Source organism: Geomicrobium sp. JCM 19055 (genome assembly GCF_000698185.1).
GTDB classification, from domain to species: domain Bacteria; phylum Bacillota; class Bacilli; order Bacillales; family Marinococcaceae; genus Geomicrobium_A; species Geomicrobium_A sediminis.
This window is the reverse complement of sequence record NZ_BAXL01000001.1, coordinates 28133-45959: the sequence shown is the minus strand read 5'-3', so window position 1 is coordinate 45959 and position 17827 is coordinate 28133. Positions and strand designations below refer to the sequence as shown.

At 41.7% G+C, this 17827-nt stretch carries 16 protein-coding genes and 5 pseudogenes; 2 read left to right on the top strand and 19 right to left on the bottom strand.

Annotation, left to right across the window (positions count from 1 at the left end):
- Positions 1-49: 49 nt before the first annotated feature.
- The 3 genes and pseudogenes from ychF to JCM19055_RS00215 all read right to left on the bottom strand — a co-directional run bounded on the left by ychF (position 50) and on the right by JCM19055_RS00215 (position 2486).
- Positions 50-1149, bottom strand: a pseudogene (ychF, locus tag JCM19055_RS00225) (redox-regulated ATPase YchF).
- A gap of 16 nt (positions 1150-1165) precedes the next feature.
- The gene (locus tag JCM19055_RS00220) at positions 1166-1360 is read right to left on the bottom strand and encodes a DUF951 domain-containing protein (protein ID WP_042358055.1); all 195 of its coding nucleotides are present in this window, start codon (positions 1358-1360) and stop codon (positions 1166-1168) included.
- 118 nt (positions 1361-1478) lie between these two features.
- Positions 1479-2486: a hypothetical protein gene (locus JCM19055_RS00215; RefSeq protein WP_370542933.1), complete on the bottom strand. Its 1008-nt coding sequence runs from the start codon at positions 2484-2486 to the stop codon at positions 1479-1481.
- Positions 2487-2604: 118 nt separating this feature from the next.
- Between JCM19055_RS00215 and yyaC the strand changes: the two genes are divergently transcribed.
- A complete protein-coding gene (yyaC, locus tag JCM19055_RS00210) occupies positions 2605-3222 on the top strand; it encodes a spore protease YyaC (protein ID WP_042358053.1) in 618 nt (205 codons plus the stop codon).
- A 38-nt stretch (positions 3223-3260) separates the two neighbouring features.
- On the opposite strand, the gene JCM19055_RS00205 is transcribed toward yyaC, so the two are convergent.
- From JCM19055_RS00205 to rpmH, 16 genes and pseudogenes are all read right to left on the bottom strand, one after another.
- On the bottom strand, positions 3261-4157 hold the full coding sequence (locus JCM19055_RS00205) for an aspartate aminotransferase family protein (RefSeq protein WP_370542932.1): 897 nt from the start codon (positions 4155-4157) through the stop codon (positions 3261-3263).
- A complete protein-coding gene (locus JCM19055_RS30975) occupies positions 4087-4632 on the bottom strand; it encodes an aminotransferase class III-fold pyridoxal phosphate-dependent enzyme (protein ID WP_370542931.1) in 546 nt (181 codons plus the stop codon). Before JCM19055_RS30975 ends, JCM19055_RS00205 begins: the two co-directional genes overlap by 71 nt.
- Positions 4633-4916: 284 nt before the next feature.
- A complete protein-coding gene (locus tag JCM19055_RS22135) occupies positions 4917-5117 on the bottom strand; it encodes a membrane protein (protein WP_052365710.1) in 201 nt (66 codons plus the stop codon).
- Complete coding sequence (locus JCM19055_RS22130) at positions 5117-5449, bottom strand: hypothetical protein (protein ID WP_052365709.1); 333 nt, start codon at positions 5447-5449, stop codon at positions 5117-5119. Before JCM19055_RS22130 ends, JCM19055_RS22135 begins: the two co-directional genes overlap by 1 nt.
- A gap of 230 nt (positions 5450-5679) precedes the next feature.
- The gene (locus JCM19055_RS00195; RefSeq protein WP_370542930.1) at positions 5680-6417 is read right to left on the bottom strand and encodes a DUF554 domain-containing protein; all 738 of its coding nucleotides are present in this window, start codon (positions 6415-6417) and stop codon (positions 5680-5682) included.
- Between the two features lie 12 nt (positions 6418-6429).
- Positions 6430-7287: a ParB/RepB/Spo0J family partition protein gene (locus tag JCM19055_RS00190; RefSeq protein WP_042358051.1), complete on the bottom strand. Its 858-nt coding sequence runs from the start codon at positions 7285-7287 to the stop codon at positions 6430-6432.
- On the bottom strand, positions 7280-8041 hold the full coding sequence (locus tag JCM19055_RS00185; protein ID WP_042358049.1) for a ParA family protein: 762 nt from the start codon (positions 8039-8041) through the stop codon (positions 7280-7282). Before JCM19055_RS00185 ends, JCM19055_RS00190 begins: the two co-directional genes overlap by 8 nt.
- A gap of 111 nt (positions 8042-8152) precedes the next feature.
- A pseudogene (noc, locus tag JCM19055_RS00180) lies at positions 8153-8969 on the bottom strand (nucleoid occlusion protein).
- Positions 8970-9084: 115 nt separating this feature from the next.
- A pseudogene (gene rsmG / locus JCM19055_RS00175) lies at positions 9085-9820 on the bottom strand (16S rRNA (guanine(527)-N(7))-methyltransferase RsmG).
- 61 nt (positions 9821-9881) lie between these two features.
- Positions 9882-10313 (bottom strand): hypothetical protein, encoded by a 432-nt coding sequence (locus JCM19055_RS27830; protein WP_265181660.1) that lies wholly within the window; start codon positions 10311-10313, stop codon positions 9882-9884.
- Positions 10256-11764 carry a tRNA uridine-5-carboxymethylaminomethyl(34) synthesis enzyme MnmG gene (gene mnmG / locus JCM19055_RS00170; RefSeq protein ID WP_265181602.1) on the bottom strand — a complete coding sequence of 503 codons (1509 nt, stop codon included), beginning with the start codon at positions 11762-11764 and terminating at the stop codon, positions 10256-10258. Before mnmG ends, JCM19055_RS27830 begins: the two co-directional genes overlap by 58 nt.
- A gap of 14 nt (positions 11765-11778) precedes the next feature.
- A complete protein-coding gene (mnmE, locus tag JCM19055_RS00165; protein WP_042358047.1) occupies positions 11779-13155 on the bottom strand; it encodes a tRNA uridine-5-carboxymethylaminomethyl(34) synthesis GTPase MnmE in 1377 nt (458 codons plus the stop codon).
- A 644-nt stretch (positions 13156-13799) separates the two neighbouring features.
- Entirely contained in the window at positions 13800-14423 is a 624-nt protein-coding gene (jag, locus tag JCM19055_RS00160) for an RNA-binding cell elongation regulator Jag/EloR (protein ID WP_042358045.1), read from the bottom strand.
- Positions 14424-14429: 6 nt separating this feature from the next.
- Positions 14430-15191: a YidC family membrane integrase SpoIIIJ gene (spoIIIJ, locus tag JCM19055_RS00155; RefSeq protein ID WP_042358043.1), complete on the bottom strand. Its 762-nt coding sequence runs from the start codon at positions 15189-15191 to the stop codon at positions 14430-14432.
- 69 nt (positions 15192-15260) lie between these two features.
- Positions 15261-15607 (bottom strand): annotated as a pseudogene (rnpA, locus tag JCM19055_RS00150) (ribonuclease P protein component).
- 98 nt (positions 15608-15705) lie between these two features.
- Positions 15706-15843 carry a 50S ribosomal protein L34 gene (gene rpmH / locus JCM19055_RS00145; protein ID WP_042358041.1) on the bottom strand — a complete coding sequence of 46 codons (138 nt, stop codon included), beginning with the start codon at positions 15841-15843 and terminating at the stop codon, positions 15706-15708.
- A 610-nt stretch (positions 15844-16453) separates the two neighbouring features.
- Between rpmH and dnaA the strand changes: the two are divergent.
- A pseudogene (dnaA, locus tag JCM19055_RS00140) lies at positions 16454-17822 on the top strand (chromosomal replication initiator protein DnaA).
- Positions 17823-17827 lie beyond the last annotated feature (5 nt).

The window sequence follows — 17827 nt, the reverse complement described above, 5'->3', positions numbered from 1 at the left end:
CATTACCGCACGAGTCGTTATTATAAAAAAAGCTCCCAAACGGGAGCTTTTACACATTAAACCTAAAGTGAATAACATCGCCATCAAGTACGACGTAGTCTTTTCCTTCAAGGCGGACTTTACCGGCTTCTTTTGCTTTCGTCATTGAACCGAGTTCTTTAAGGTCTTCATATGCGACCACTTCGGCACGGATGAACCTCGCTCAAAGTCAGTATGGATGACGCCTGCGGCTTGTGGTGCCTTTGTGCCTTTGCGAATCGTCCACGCGCGAACTTCTTGTTCTCCAGCCGTGAAATACGTGGAGAGACCTAAAAGAGCGTAAGCTGCACGGATTAAGCGATCAAGACCCGCTTCTTCAATGCCAAGATCAGCTAGGAAGCTTTGGCGGTCGTCGCCTTCTAATTCAGCAACTTCAGCTTCAATGCTTGCACAAATCGTAATTACTTCTGCGTTTTCTTCTGTTGCACGGGTACGAACGCTAGCGACATACTCGTTATCTTCATCAGACAAGAGATCTTCTTCGCTAACATTTGCAACATATAATACTGGCTTCAACGTTAACAGTTGAAAACCTTTAGCAAGCTTATGCTCCTCATCGTCAAGGTCGACTGAACGCGCTGGCTTTTCAGCCTCAAGTGCATCGACGATCTTTTGGAGAACCGATTGCTCAGCAATCGCTGTTTTGTCTTTTGTTTTGGCGAGCTTGTTTACTTTTTCAAGACGTTTTGAAATTGTTTCAAGGTCAGCGAGAATCAGCTCTAAGTTAATTACTTCCATGTCTCTTAGAGGATCAACACTTCCCGAAACGTGGGTGATGTCGTCGTTATCAAAACAACGGACAACGTGAGTAATCGCATCAACTTCACGAATGTGGGATAAGAATTTATTCCCAAGTCCTTCACCCTTGCTAGCGCCTTCTACAATTCCAGCAATGTCCGTGAATTCAAATGTCGTTGGGACTGTTTTCTTTGGGTTTACGAGTTCAGTAAGAACTTGTAAACGGTGATCAGGCACTTCAACGATTCCGACGTTCGGGTCGATTGTTGCGAATGGGTAGTTCGCTGCTTCAGCACCTGCTTGGGTAATTGCATTAAAAAGCGTTGACTTACCGACGTTTGGTAGGCCAACAATTCCTGTTGTTAAAGCCATCGTATAGTCACTTCCTTTACTCTGCTCGTTCAAGCACCTTTTTCATTTTACGGGCGAATGTCTTTCTCGGGATCATGACGCTATGATCACAACCTTCACATTTAATGCGAATGTCCATTCCCATACGAATAATCTTCCAACGGTTCGTCCCACACGGATGAGGTTTTTTCATTTCCACAATGTCTTTCAGTTGAAAATCAGTCTCCGTCAAGGCATTCGCCCCCTCTATTAAAGATTCATTACATACATATAGAAAAGCTTCCGAAGATCGGAAGCCTTTCGTATTATACCATAACTTGTAACCTTCGTTCTAGCGCAGTTTCGGTTGGTCATCTTGGAGAAAGGGGAAGAGCAAAACCGAGCCTAACAAGTATAAATTCAGCATCCCATAAAGAGGATACAAAAAAACCAACCAATGTTGAGAATCCGAACGTTGTCATCGGGATCAAAGCAGTGACAATGACGAACGTTAACAGCCACCCAGGTGCAGTAAACAAATTTTTAAAGCGACTAAGTAAACCTAAGATATTGGCAGCAGCCGTTGTGAAGATCGCTGTCCATAAAAGAATCGTCATTGCAAAAATTAAAATCGACGGATAGGAACTTAAAATCGAGAATAACGGAATTTCATAGAGCAGTAAGTCATCCGCTACCCTCAGTAACGATTGATTATAAATTAATGACACTCCTCCTAAAATTAAACCGCTACCAATTGTAGCAATCCATACCTCACCTTTATGTTCAATCTTCGTACCAATCGCAGATAGTACAGCGACAACGGGAAGTAAATTTAGGGCTGTAAACGTTAAAGCCGATGGCCAGTTGCTTTGTGCTCCCCATTCCAATGAAAAGCCGCCTTCGCTCGTCCATTGAAAGATAATCAAAATAACAACAAGGCAGATGATCAGCATTGGCGTCAAAAAATTGTTCACAGACGTTAACCCGTCCAAGTCCCAAATAAACAATACGACAAGCAAAATACACATGAGGCCAATTCCAAACCAATAGGGGAGTTCGAACGTCTGAAGTGTTGCACCTCCACCAGAGATCATAATTCCAGTCGTAAGGAACAGATACAAAATAATGAGCTTATCATACGCTTTTGCAAGCCGTTTTCCAAGCAATGCTTCTAAAACAACGACGTAGTTTTCCGCTTTCAAAGAAATACTTAGCTTTAAGATCACATACGAGCAGATCATGAACAGTCCGCTGAATAATAGGATTGCAACGACGCTATCAGCGCCGAAAAATTGCCATATTTCTCGACCAGAAGCGTACCCTGCTCCGATCATCGTTCCTGTTAATAAAAGCATCCACTTTATTCCACGACCGATCATACTATTCTCCCCTTATTCAACCCGTTGTATAGTCTTTGAAAAAAGTTCCTATACTGGGACTAGTATGTTTTGGGAGAAAGAGGTATGTCCATGAAGCTATCATTTTTTTAAAGAAAAGGTGTTTTCTTATCCATTTTACTTTGAAGAGCATCCGTCTAGTGATTCATTGGCACATCTGATGTATGAGGAAATTCTCCGCTCTACAAAACGACAGACGATTGTCCTTCTATGTATCGGTACCGACCGTTCCACAGGAGATGCGTTCGGACCTCTAGTTGGCACAATTATTAAAGAGAACAGCGAACGACGTATGCACGTATACGGGACACTAGAAAATCCTGTTCATGCGCTAAACCTTAAAGAAACCCTTGAACACATCGAAAAAAAACACCCTCTTGCTTTGCTCATTGCGGTCGATGCGAGCATGGGAAGAGCAGAAAACGTCGGACGGGTTACGTTTGCTTCTGGTCCGCTTCATCCAGGTAGCGCAGTTCATAAACGTCTACCTGAAGCGGGTGATATGCATATGACGGGGACAGTCAATGTGAGCGGCATGATGGAACATGTAACGTTACAAAATACACGATTGTACTTTGTGATGCAGATGGCCGAATGGGCTGCTAATGCATTGCTCAAGATGGACAGACTTCTCCATACTCACAAGACAAGACCAACACGTACCGTCTTTACTACAGAAACTTCACAGTTATTAACATCAAGCACAAACCAACACTAAAAAGCCCCAACAATACATGTCGGGGCGTTTACTTATTCTTAAAGCTCAGCTTCAAACGCTGTAATGCCTGCGCTAAAGCGTTCTATCAGTTCATCAATTTCAGGCTGAGTAATGATTAATGGTGGGGCTAGCGGGATAATGTTAATGCCGTTTCCTCCTGATGTCCGTACGAGCAAGCCTCGATCGAAGCAATGTTGGTACAATTTCTCAGCTGCATTATCTTGAGGGTCAAAGCGCTCAAATGACTTCGAATCTTTGAACAGTTCAATTGAACGTAGAAGACCCATTCCTCTCGTAAGGCCGACAGATGTATGTTTAGTGACTAATTCTTCTAAGCGATCACCGAAATACTCACCCATCTCTTTCGCACGATCAACAAGTCCGTCGCGTTCAATAATTTCGATGTTTTTAAGGCCTACAGCACAAGCCATTGCATGACCGCTATACGTAAATCCATGTGCCAGTACGCCATCAAAATCATTAATCACTTTGCGAATTTTGTCGTGAATTAAGACGCCGCCAAGCTGAGCATAACCGCTTGTAATGCCTTTGGCAACTGACATGAAATCAGGAACAACATCCCAATGCTCGACAGCAAACATACTTCCAGTACGTCCAAAACCACAAATCACTTCATCGGCAATAAAATGAATATCATACTCATTACAAAGCTTACGCACCGCTTCCAAATAACCAGCAGGTGGCACATAAATGCCCCCGGCTCCTTGGATCGGTTCAATAATTACGGCAGCAACGGTGTCTTTTCCTTCACGTTCGATAACCCCTCGAATGCTTCGCTCATAATGATCCGCATCTTTATTGCCTCGCTCACAATCCGTAAGGTGTGGCACTGCATGATACACATCATTCATGTGAGACCCTGAAAATGCATGAAACGCTGGTAAATGCGTCGCCGACTGCGCACCAATCGTCACACCATGATAGGAACGTTCTAAAGCGATTATTTTTTTTCTTTTCTGGTTTGCCAACTTGTTCCCAGTAGAAACGGGAAAGTTTAAATGCTGTATCATTTGATTCTGAGCCCCCAGAAGTAAAGAACACCGAATTTAATCCGTTAGGTGCAACTTCTGCTAACTTCTCAGAAAGGTTAATTGCTGAAGGATTTGAGTAACCTTTGAACGATGATGCATAAGCGAGTGTTTCCATTTGTTCAAAAGCTGTTTGTGCCAATTCCTTATTCCCGTGCCCAACGTTAACGTTCCACAAGCTTGAAAGCCCGTCGATGTATCGCTTGCCTTCAATATCCTCAAGATAAATGCCTTGACCACGACGCAAAACAATCGATGCCCCAGATTTCGCTTGTTGTTTCGGATTCGAAGTCGGATGTAGAAAATGCTTTTGATCTTTCTTCAACAAATCTTTGTCAGTGTGCAATGCTTTATGCGCCATTCCCCAATCACTCCCAAAGTTACGAAAAGTAAGATTATTTTAATCATCTTTATTAGTTTATCATCCTTTTTACCGTAAGGATAGTGTTGTTAGCGCTTTCAATAAAAGATAACAACTACACGAATCATGTAGTCGTTAGGCAATTGGTGTAGCTTCCTGTCGAATTGACGTTGCATGGTCTTGCCAGCCTGCCACTTGCTTTCGCCAAAAGAATAATGACGATTGCATAACTGGACCAATTAGAAATACCGACAAAAATGTCCCGAATGCAACAGGTCCACCAATTAACCAACCGAGAAGGAGGCACAGCCTTCTAATATTGTTCGTACGGAACGGATTGACCAACCTGAACGTTTCGCAACCGCTAGCGTCACACCGTCACGAGGACCCGCACCAAGACGCGTTGACACATACATTCCTGATCCTAGCCCGATCAACACAATACCGATAAATAACAAAATGACAAGCTGCCAAGTTGCACTCATCACTCTGCAATTGGCAATAACAGCCACATATCAAGAAAAAGTCCGACGAGAATAATATTTAAAATACTTCCGACTTGTGGCCACTCCCGTTCCATCCAACAAGCAATCGCAATCATAATAATTCCAATGATTTGAACCCAAGCACCAATACTAAGTGGCGTTAAGTTCGCAAGTCCAATGTGTAACACGTCCCACGTAGCGGTCCCCATGGATGATTGGATCATCAAACTGCCTCCAAATGCCATCACAAGTAGCCCTGCCAAAAATAAACCGAGACGTTTAAAAAAATATGTTCTCCCATACATCGAATAATCTGCGATGAGTTTCCCCATAACTAATCCTTCTTTCTCTCTTCCCCTTGCTATAAAGCAAAAATAAAATAACTCTCCAAAAGAGAGCTATCCGTTCAAAAAAAACCTTCGTGTAATCAAAACACTCGGTCGTTCTATTTAATAGTATACGCCTCATTGTAGTAATCTTCAATACGGGTATTCCACCACAGTTATGACAAAAGATTCCTAAAAGGAATCTTTTGTCATAACCAGGTAAACCAAAATGGTTTTTATAGGTAATGCAACACCGCAACACAGAGAAAAACGATCGGTAACGCTGGCAGTAAATTCGCAACCTTAATATGAAGTAAACCTAGAATTCTAAGCCCGATTGCAATAATCATAATACCGCCAACAGCCGTCATTTCAAGAATAAAATGATCAAGCATTTCAGCAGGAACGACACGATCAATTTGACCGGCTAACAGTGCAATTCCCCCCTGATATAGGACAACCGGAACGAGTGAGAAGAGGACACCGATCCCAAAGATTGAAGAAAAGAGCACCGCTGTAAAACCATCTAGCATCGCCTTTGTATAAAGTAAACTATGATCCAAGCGCAATCCACTATCAAGTGCTCCAAGAACAGCCATCGCTCCAACAACGTAGACGAGAGATGCCGTAACAAATCCTTTAGCAAACTGTGACTCCCCGCCTTTTGGACCGACTTTTCGTTCAATCCAATCTCCAGCATCATTGAGACGTTGCTCAATCTGCCACCACTCCCCTAATATTGCACCGATGACTAAGCAACCGACCGTAATTAGGAATTGCTCGCCTTCAAGAGCCATTGAAATGCCAAGTATAACAATGGCCAAACCGAGCGCTTGCATGACAATTGTTTTCATACGCTCTGGGATTTTCTTTAACATTAACCCGATTAGTGAACCGACTAAGATGCTGCACCATTTACTAACGTCCCAATAAGTACCATACTCTTTTCTCCATTCTAAAAAAAAAGAAACCATCGAGATCGATGGCTAATCAGTTTCCTCACCGAGTAACGAAAGAATTCTCGACAAATCATCGTCAGTGAGAAATTCGATTTCTATTTTTCCTTTATGTTTCCCCTTTTTAATTGAAACAGACGTTCCAAAGTACGTTTGTAACTCACGTTCCGTTTTCTCAATATGAAACGGCTTCTTTTGTTCTTTTTCAGGGGATTTATTTATCGTACCACGTTCGTTAAATTCTTGAACAAGCTTTTCCGTATTTCGAACATTTAACTCATCTCGTATAACGATCGCTGCTGCTTCTTGAATATGCTCTTTAAGATGCATCCCAAGCAAAGCTCGACCATGCCCCATGGAAAGCTTACGTTCACGTATGAGTTCTTGCACACCATTTGGAAGTTGAAGCAAGCGCATATGGTTCGCAATGTAAGGACGACTTTTCCCGACTCTTTGTCCTAACTTCTCTTGCGTCATGCCAAGTTGCTCAATTAACTTCTTATAAGCAATGGCTTCTTCTAAAGGATTAAGATCTTCTCGTTGTAAGTTCTCAATCAGCGCAATTTCCATCATGTCTTCATCGCTTAATTCCTTAACGATGACAGGAACTTGTTGCATGTCCAAGCGTTTTGCCGCTCGAAATCGTCGTTCTCCTGCAACGATGTCATATCCTTTAATACCTTGTCGGACGATTAATGGTTGAACAATGCCATGCTCTCGAATCGATTGGGACAATTCTTCAATCGTTTCATCATGAAAAGACAACCGTGGTTGATAAGGGTTTGCTCGTAACTCCTTAATCGGTACACGTTGTACTTGTTCAAGGTCCACGTCTTGTTCTTCATTCGGAAAAAGAGCCTGCAAACCTCGTCCCAAACCTTTAGGCACCTGTAACCACTTCCTTTGCAAGTTCTAAATAAACATCGGCTCCACGTGACTTCGGATCATATAAAATAATTGGCATTCCGTGACTTGGTGCTTCGCCTAAGCGTACCGTTCTTGGCACAATCGTCTTGAACACCTTATCTTGAAAGTATTTCTTTACTTCTTCAATCACTTGTAAGCCGAGATTCGTTCTCGCATCAAGCATTGTTAGTAGTACGCCTTCAATTTCTAGTGAAGAATTTAAATGCTTCTGTACGAGGCGTACGGTGTTTAATAACTGACTTAACCCTTCTAAAGCGTAGTATTCACACTGTACAGGAATGAGTACTGCATCAGCTGCGGTCAATGCGTTAATCGTTAATAATCCTAATGATGGTGGGCAATCAACAATAATATAATCAAATTGGTTCGCAATAGGGGCTAACCCCTTTTTCAAACGAACTTCTCGAGAAATTGTCGGAACAAGTTCAATCTCAGCGCCTGACAGCTGAATTGTTGCAGGAATAACGAATAAATTCTCAACGACTGTCGGGTGTATGAGCGTTTGTACATCATGATCGTCTACTAGTAAATTGTAGACGCAATAATCAAGGTCGCCTTTTTCAATCCCAGTTCCACTCGTCGCATTTCCTTGAGGATCAATATCGACGAGAAGTACACGCTTTCCTATATAAGCAAGGCAAGCACTCAGATTAACCGAGCTTGTTGTCTTACCAACACCGCCCTTTTGGTTCGCAATCGCAATTACCTTCGCCAAACTGCCCACCACCCTCCACAAAAGAGATCATTTTCTTTTATTCTAGCATTGAACAAGAAAAGCGCAAGAAACCGAACAAAAAAGTAACCTACCATTACAGATAATGATAGATTACTTCTTGGGAATTCGGATCGTAAATTGATAATATTCATCGTGTTCCTCTTCAGAACTATCAACATTCATTCCTGATTTCTCAACCATTGAAAGTGACTCACGAATCGTATTCATAGCAATTCTCATGTCTTTAGGAAAATGTTGCTTTCGGGCGCGTTTTTTTCTTAGGCTCGTCCGAAGGTTCTTTTGCTTCAAGTAACCGAACCGCTGCCTCTTCCGTTTGTTTCACATTGTAACCATGCTCCACAACTTCTTGAAGCAATTGTTCTTGAAGAACAGGATCTTCTTTTAAACGGATCAATGCCCGGGCATGGCGCTCACTAATCTGACGGTTAAGTAGTGCTTGTTGTACTGATTCTGGCAACGACAACAGTCGCAATTTATTCGCAATCGTTGATTGGCCTTTCCCTAACCGTTGGGCAAGGCTTTCTTGAGTAAGCGAATGCCAATCGATTAATTGTTTATATGCTCTCGCTTCTTCAATGACGGTTAATTCTTCACGCTGTAAGTTCTCAATTAAGGCAAGTGATGCCGTCTGTGCATCGTTAAACTCTTTAACGAGTGCGGGAACTTCGGTCCATTCTAATGATTGTACCGCACGCCAACGTCTCTCACCGGCAATAAGTTCAAACTTGCCCTCTCGCTCTCGCACAACAATCGGTTGCAAGATTCCATGAGTATGGATCGTTCTTGCAAGCTCTTCAATCTTCTCGTCAGAAAAAATCGTACGAGGTTGGAACGGATTCGGTACGATATCAGTGACTGGAATAAGACGGACCTCTTCATGGTGCCCTTTCTCATCCTTTATTTCTATTTCGCTGCTTTTAGACTCCTCACCAAAACCGAAAAAAACGCTGAATAGAACTTTTCACCGTCTCCCCCCTCACGCTGTTCATCTCATTTCATTTTACCATGCAAACTCAAATTGTTCACACGTTTTGTGTCGAACCGATTACAATCCAAGAGGTTTTTTTTGTAATTGTGCCGGCTTTACGCGGATAGGTTTTTGGAGTTACATCTTTTTTTTCCGACAACATATATTCTTCGTTCGCTAGATTCTGAAGGCAGTTCAAAGTAATGCTGGTCCGCGACACTTCCTTGTAATAAACGTATCGCCTCTTCTGCTTCGTCAGCTTCTTCTGCACCACTTTTGCCTTTCAATGCAACCCATACACCTTGTGGTTTAACAAAGGGTAGACAATATTCTGCAAGAACTGGCATCCGAGCAACTGCACGGGCAATTGCAACGTCATATTGATCTCGATGGTTAACGTCTCTTGCACCATCTTCTGCTCTTGCGTGCACAAATGAAACGCCGTCTATGTTCAATACGTCAGCTAAATGCTCTAGAAATTGGATACGCTTTTTAGACGCATCAAGTACAGTGAGTTTGATGTTTGGGTAAGCAATCTTTAAAGGCATCCCTGGAAAACCTGCCCCACCACCCACATCAATCATCGTTTCAACTTGGTCAAATTCATAACATTGACTCGCTAACAATGAGTCGTAAAAATGTTTTTCATAAATCTCATCTTTATCTGTAATTCGCGTTAAATTAACGTTTTTATTGTACTCGACGAGCTCATGAGCATACGTTTCAAATTGCTGTTCTTGTTCTTTTGAAAGCGTCAGATTAAGTTCTTTCAACCATTTTTTTCCACTGATTCATAAACATCCTCCTTTTTAGGCAAAACAGGCAGGCCGTTCAATACAGCCTGCCTCGTAATTACGACGTGCGCTTTTGCCTTCCTTGCTCTAAATAAACGAGTAAAATTGAAATATCAGCAGGGTTTACACCTGAAACGCGAGACGCTTGACCGACTGATAATGGGCGTACTTCTTTAAGCTTTTGACGAGCTTCCATTGCAATCCCTTGAATGTCATCATAATCAATCCACTCAGGGATTCGCTTACGTTCCATCTTTTTAAGACGATCCACTTGTTCAAGTTGCTTCTTAATATAGCCCTCATACTTCGTTTGAATTTCTACTTGTTCTTTCACGTCTGCATCAAGCATTTCATTAACTCCGAGAATCGCTTCAATATCTTCATAAGCAAGTTGTGGTCGCTTCAACAGATGATCTGCAGATAATGCTTCTTTCATCGTTGTCGAACCTTTCTTTTGAAGAACAACTTCAACTTCTTCACTCGGCTTAATAATCGTTTTTGACAGTCGTTTGCGTTCATTTGCAATCTGTTCTTTTTTTTATTTTGTAGACGCTCAAAACGCTCATCGGAAATTAGGCCAATTTCATGGCCAACATCTGTTAATCGTAAGTCAGCATTATCATGTCGTAACAACAAACGATACTCTGCTCTTGACGTTAACAAACGGTATGGTTCATTCGTTCCTTTTGTAACGAGATCATCAATTAACACGCCAATATAGGCATCTGAGCGACCTAAAATAATTCCTTCTTTATCTTGCACACGTCTTGCTGCATTAATTCCTGCCATTAATCCTTGACCTGCAGCTTCTTCATAGCCCGATGTTCCGTTAATTTGACCCGCAGTAAACAGACCACTAATTTTTTTCGTCTCAAGTGTTGGCCACAATTGTGTTGGGACAATTGCATCGTACTCAATTGCATATCCCGGTCGCATTAACCGCGCATTTTCAAGTCCCTTAATCGTCTTCAACATGTCATATTGCACATCTTCAGGTAACGATGTTGATAACCCTTGTACATAGACTTCATTCGTATTCCGGCCTTCTGGCTCTAAAAAGATTTGATGCTTATCTTTATCATGGAAACGAACGATCTTATCTTCAATGGATGGACAATATCTTGGTCCTGTCCCTTCAATCATTCCTGAGTACATCGGTGAACGAGTCAGGTTGTCGTTAATTAATCCGTGCGTCGTTAAGTTCGTATACGTAAGCCAACAAGGCAATTGATCGGTAATATACTTTGTCGTCTCATACGAAAATGCCCGTGGAACCTCATCACCAGGTTGAATCTCAGTCATCGAGTAATCAATCGTGTCACCGTTAATTCGTGGTGGCGTCCCCGTCTTAAATCGAACCATATCAAACCCTAGTTCCTGCAAGTGATAGGACAGTTGAATCGACGGTTGCATATTATTCGGTCCGCTTTCATACGCAAGGTCGCCGATAATGATTTTACCTCGTAAATACGTTCCTGTCGTTACGATGACCGACTTCGCAAGGTAATGGGCGCCTGTGTTCGTGACAACCCCTTTACATTCACCATCTTCAACAATAAGACGCTCAACAAGCCCTTGGCGGAGCGTTAAATTCTCTGTGTTTTCAAGAGTATTCTTCATTTCGTGTTGATACTCAAATTTATCTGCTTGTGCACGCAGAGCGCGTACGGCAGGACCCTTACCGGTATTTAACATTCTCATTTGAATGTGTGTTTTATCAATATTTCTAGCCATTTCACCGCCGAGAGCATCAATCTCGCGAACGACGATGCCCTTAGCAGGTCCTCCGACTGACGGGTTACATGGCATATAAGCGACTGCATCTAAGTTTAACGTTAACATTAATGTTGATGCACCCATTCGAGCAGCTGCAAGTCCAGCTTCAACGCCGGCATGCCCTGCACCAATGACAACAACATCATATTGTTGTTCAAAAGCCACTGATTTCTACCTCCTTATTTCCCCAGACAAAATTGTGAAAACAACTGATCAATTAATTGATCAGGCGCTGTCTCACCTACGATTTCACCGAGCTGTTCCCAAGCCCTTGTTACGTCAATTTGTACCATGTCTACAGGCATCATTGCTTCAGCTGCTGATTTGGCTTCTGCAATGGATGCTTTTGCTTGATTTAACAAAGCAATGTGCCGTGTATTTGAAACATAATTCATCTCAACGGCCTCGACACCTTCATGGAAAAAGCGTTGACTGATCGCTTGTTCTAGCTCATTAATTCCTTCTTCTTGAAGAAATGATGTCGTAATAACGGGTACGTCACCAATCCATTCTGTCAGTTGCTCTCGGTCAAGACGGCGTTCCAAATCCATTTTATTAAGAACGACAATCGTCTCAAATCCACGACTCGCTTCAATTAATGCTTGATCTTCTTTCGTTAACGGTTCATTTGCATTAAACACAAGTAAAATTAACTCTGCATCTTGCAACGCCTGACGTGAACGTTCCACACCAATACGTTCGACAACATCCTCTGTCTCTCTAATTCCTGCTGTATCGATTAAACGTAACGGCACACCGTTTACGTTGACATACTCTTCAAGCACATCCCGAGTCGTTCCTGGAATATCTGTTACAATTGCCCTTGCATCTTGGACGAGAGTATTTAAAAGGGAGGACTTCCCGACATTTGGACGGCCAATAATTGCCGTTGCGAGACCTTCACGAAGTATCCGTCCTTGTTTTGCGGTTTGCAACAGCTCATCAATCTCGCGATCAACGGCATGAATTTGCTCAAGCAAATGTTGTAATGTCACTGCATCTGCATCATATTCTGGATAGTCAATGTTCACTTCAACACTTGCAATTCCTTCTAACAGTTGTTGTCGTAGACGTTTAATCTGACCGGCTAACCGTCCTTCGACTTGTTTCATCGCGACATTCATCGCTCGGTCTGTCTTAGCACGAATCATGTCCATAACGCCTTCTGCTTGTGACAAATCGATGCGCCCATTTAAAAACGCTCGCTTCGTAAATTCACCAGGCTCAGCTAATCTCGCTCCTTGGCTTAAAACGAGCTGTAATATACGATCTGCGGATACGACCCCGCCGTGTACGTTAATTTCAATCATATCTTCACGAGTAAAAGTTCTAGGTGCACGAAGAACGCTCACCATCACTTCCTCGATTTTTACTTCTTGTTCTGGTTGGTAAAGGTGACCATAATGAATTGTATGAGATTCAACTGCTTGTAACTTGTTTTTCCCACGATACAAACGATCGCCAATCTCTACTGCTTGATCACCACTAACTCGAATAATTGCAATTGCACCTTCACCAGGAGGCGTTGATATTGCTGCAATTGTATCAAATTCCATCCATTCCACCTCCGTGAAAAAATAGTTATTCACATCTCCTAAGGATACCATAGGAGCGCGTAAATCTCTATCCTTGTGTGGACAACTTTCCGATACGAAGTTATCCACATGTGGGGAATCTCTCCTGCTTGTGACAGTTATCCCCATATGTAGGTTTTTGTCGAAATAGACCAACGACTTTCTTTAGGAATGTCACAAAATGTCTCAGTCAACAAAGGGGTTTGAAGGGCAGTATGATTTGATTCGTCACTGCACCACGTTCAAGTGCAAGTCATGCCAAAGAGTACCCCGATATTTGCTGTACTGGTGAGCAAATTCTAATGCTTAGTCGCAATGTAGTCTACTAGCTAGTTACTGCACTTCGTTTCACTGTCATAGATTATGCCCTCATGAACGTTTTCCTAAAGGGTGATTATTGTTTGCCGATTTCTTTAGTATTGACGAAATGTCAGAAGCTTTAGACGCGATAAGTTCACTATAAAGCCCTATAATCATGGAAAATGCAGCTTTTTATCGTTGGATTTAAAATGATTCAGTGATTCGCTGTTATGATTACTCAATTCCAGTTTCTAAGGCGAAACCGATCCATGTCCGTAGTATATAACCATAAAAAAAGACCACACCGTTTGGTATGGTCTTTTAAACTAGCGAACTTTAGGCGCAATAATGACATGGCGATGAGGCTCTTTCCCATCTGAAGTGGTCTCAATCGCTCTGTCTTTTTGGAGCGTTTGATGAATAAGCTTACGCTCTTTCGCTTGCATCGGCTCGAGAACAACTTTACGTTTTGTTTTCTTCGCTTTGTGAGCAAGTCGTAATGCTAAGTTCTCTAACGTTTGTTGTCTGCGTTCACGATAGTTCTCTGCATCAAGTGTTATTCTGACGTATTTCGATGAATGTCGATTTGCCGCTAAGTTCGTCAAATACTGCAATGATTCCAGTGTTTGGCCACGTTTTCCAATAATAACTCCAACATCTTTTCCTTGAATGTCAAAAGTCGCTTCTTGGCTTTTGTGTTTCTCGACAGTTACCGTCAATGTCACATTCATCGATTTTAGTACGTCTTCTAAAAACGTTTTGGCTTCTTTAAACGGATCCGGCTTTACAGTAATTTCTAGTATTGCCGGCTTACTAAAAAGACCTAAAAAACCTTTCGTCGGTGACTGGATCTCCACGTAATTAACTTGCTCACGATTAACGTCTAATTGTGTAAGCCCATTTTCTAACGCTTCTTCAATCGTTTTCCCTGACACCGAAATGGTTTTCACGATTTTTTAGCTCCTCCCGCTTTCTTTTCTTCTTTTTTTCCTTTGCGCTGAAGGTCCTGTAATGAAATACGTCTGAACGATCATAAAGATGTTACCGACTACCCAGTACAATGCAAGAGCTGACGGGAAGAAGAAGGCAAAGACCCCGATCATGATTGGCATCATGTACAGCAAAATTTGCATTTGCGGGTTCATGTTATTAACCATCATCATCTTCTGTTGTAAGAATGTCGTAATTGCAGCGATAATCGGTAGAATAAAGTCTGGCTCACCGAGTTGGAACCAAAGAAAATCGTGTTCACGAATTTCATGTGTACGCATGATCGCGTGATAAAAAGCAATCAGAATCGGCATTTGTATAAATAGAGGCAAACAACCTGCTAACGGGTTGATGCTGTTCTCTGTAAACAAATTCATCGTTTCTTGTTGCAGTTTTTGTTGAGTCTTTTGGTCTTTCGCACTGTATTTCTCTCTTAGCTTCAGCAATTCAGGTTGAATTTCCTGCATTGCCTTCGTACTTTTTGTTTGTTTAATCATGAGTGGCAAGATTAACAAGCGTAAAATTAATGTAACGACGATAATCGCTAAACCATAATTCTCACCAGTCGCCCCTGCAATGTTTATGATGAGCCAATAGAGGGGAAATACGAAAAATGTGTCCCAAATTCCATCTGGATTTCCGTCCATCGGCTGGTCAAGGCTAAAACAACCCGTCATTAGAGCTGTAACCGCAATCAACATTGCTGCCAGCGTCAATTTCTTTCGCACCGTGCACATCCTCCTTGCTAAATACTCTATCTCTTAAGATATAAATAAATCTTCGTACTTGCAATGGTGTTAACTGTTTCTCCACACATTTGCTCTTTTTAGCACGTGGATTAAACTTTTTTTCTGCGCTGATAAAGTCTGAATCAAGCAAAGCTTTTCGAGCAATAATGACATAATCTTTATCTTGGGAAATCTTTGTTGTATTCAAGCGGATCAGTTCTCTCATCTGTCTTTTTAGACGATTCCTCGTTACCGCATTGCCTACTTTTTTTTCCAACCGTAAATCCGACTCGGAAATGTTCCTGTTCTGGCTTGTCTAGTACGTAAACGACAAATTGACGGTTTGCTGATGTTTTCCCTTGTTTAAAGATCATCGCGAACTCGTCGCGGTCTTTGATTCGATAAGCTTTTTTCATAACGATCACAAAACCTCTTTATCAGTTTGATCCTAATCTATGTAATTTGAGAAGCTCTTTCTTCAAATGAGAAAAAAGACCACTGAAATCCAGTGGCCTTATGCGGAAAGAACTTTGCGTCCCTTTTGACGTCTACGCTTAAGAACGAGACGACCGTTTTTCGTGCTCATGCGAGAACGAAAACCGTGAACTTTCTTCCGCTTACGATTATTCGGTTGAAATGTTTTCTTTGACATCGTAAGCCACCTCCTCAAAATCAAATCCTTATTCAGGCATTCTAAAAAAAGTATACAGACATACAGACGAATATGTCAAGCTCCGTAAAAATCCTTCTTTTTTTATTCTCCAAGCATTCGTTTTGTGTTCGTTTGCCGATTTCCGTTATCCACAGCCTCAAAAAAAATAACTTCGACAACACGTTGGTTTTTTCGACAATGTTACTGACAGCTTTTCCACATATACCGCTCTGTGGACAACAGCTTGTGCACTTCATTTCTCTTTTTGTGGATAACCTTTCTACTCACCGTGCTACGCTTGATTTTTTTTGATATGATTAACATGTTTTCTTGAAAAGTCCGGAAATGAAATATGCTTCATCCACAGCCTGTGTATAACTGTGTGGATAACATTCCACAGCCTTGAACAACTTTATGCACATCTTTGTGAAGGGTGTTGATAATTGTTGTAAAAGCTGTTATCTTCATTCATCTAGACCTGTGGATGAACGATACATGATTGACGTTATTTTAATGCTTCCTTCGCCTCATCTACTTTGTTTGTCGTGGGAAGCTTTTTTATTATAGTGGGGTTCGCAGTGAACGTACGTAAGGGAGGGGACGGTTAACATTGGAGCAACTGGCAGACCTATGGGAAAAAACGTTACAAACGGTTAAGGAACGTGTAAGTAAACCAAGCTACGAGACGTGGTTAAAAGCTACAGAGCCAATGCGTCTAGAAAACGATACACTCTTAATTGCAGCTCCAAATGAGTTTGCAAAAGATTGGTTGGAAGATCGGTATTCCGACATTATTGCCAATACAGTTGAAGAAATTACAGGGACATCGTATAGCGTTAAATTTGTGATTCCAAGTGAACAAGTTTATGAAGAATCGACAGCTAAAGAGCAAGAAACAAAGCAACCATCTGTGAAACAAGCCGAACAAAACAATACGAAACAAATGGTTCGTGAAGATGCGCCTTTAAATGAGAAATATACATTTAATACGTTTGTTATCGGTTCTGGGAACCGTTTTGCACACGCAGCCTCGTTAGCTGTTGCAGAAGCACCTGCAAAAGCTTATAACCCTTTGTTTATATACGGGGGAGTAGGTCTTGGAAAGACCCACTTAATGCATGCAATTGGTCATTACGTTATTGAGCACAACCCAGGCGCACGAGTCGTTTATTTGTCATCTGAAAAATTTACGAATGAGTTCATTAATGCTATTCGTGACAATCGCGGTGACAACTTTCGAAATAAATATCGAAATGTCGATGTCTTACTGATCGATGATATTCAATTTTTAGCTGGAAAAGAACAGACGCAAGAAGAATTTTTCCATACGTTTAATGCTTTGCATGAGGATTCTAAGCAAATTGTTATCTCAAGTGATCGACCTCCAAAAGAAATTCCAACACTTGAAGACCGTCTGCGATCACGATTTGAATGGGGATTAATTACGGACATTACTCCACCAGATTTAGAAACTCGAATCGCAATTCTTCGTAAAAAAGCAAAAGCAGATATGTTAGATATTCCTAACGAAGTTATGCTTTACATTGCGAATCAAATTGATACGAACATCCGGGAATTAGAAGGGGCCCTCATACGGGTAGTCGCTTATTCATCGCTCATTAATGAAGATATGAATGCAGACTTAGCAGCGGAAGCTTTAAAAGACATCATCCCGAGCGCAAAGCCTCGAATGATCGGCATTGAAGATATCCAATCTCATGTCGCAGCTTATTTTCAGCTTAAAGTTGAAGAGCTTAAAGCGAAGAAACGAACCAAATCGATTGCTCATGCTAGACAAATTGCGATGTATTTGTCTCGAGAAATGACCGACTCATCTTTACCTAAAATCGGTGAGAAATTTGGGGGCCGAGATCATACAACGGTCATTCATGCGCATGAAAAAAATATCAAAACTCTTCGCGAACGATACGCAAGTACAAGCTCAGATTAATGAACTGACCGACAAATTAAAACAATAGCTGTG

Bases quoted from the DNA above. Each gene is read 5' to 3' on its own strand.
- JCM19055_RS00215 (WP_370542933.1), bottom strand. From the start codon at position 2,486: ATGATCGGTCGTGGAATAAAGTGGATGCTTTTATTAACAGGAACGATG.
- JCM19055_RS30975 (WP_370542931.1), bottom strand. From the start codon at position 4,632: ATGGCGCATAAAGCATTGCACACTGACAAAGATTTGTTGAAGAAAGAT.
- JCM19055_RS22135 (WP_052365710.1), bottom strand. From the start codon at position 5,117: ATGAGTGCAACTTGGCAGCTTGTCATTTTGTTATTTATCGGTATTGTG.
- JCM19055_RS22130 (WP_052365709.1), bottom strand. From the start codon at position 5,449: ATGGGGAAACTCATCGCAGATTATTCGATGTATGGGAGAACATATTTT.
- JCM19055_RS00195 (WP_370542930.1), bottom strand. From the start codon at position 6,417: ATGGTTTCTTTTTTTTTAGAATGGAGAAAAGAGTATGGTACTTATTGG.
- mnmE (WP_042358047.1), bottom strand. From the start codon at position 13,155: ATGGAATTTGATACAATTGCAGCAATATCAACGCCTCCTGGTGAAGGT.
- rpmH (WP_042358041.1), bottom strand. From the start codon at position 15,843: ATGTCAAAGAAAACATTTCAACCGAATAATCGTAAGCGGAAGAAAGTT.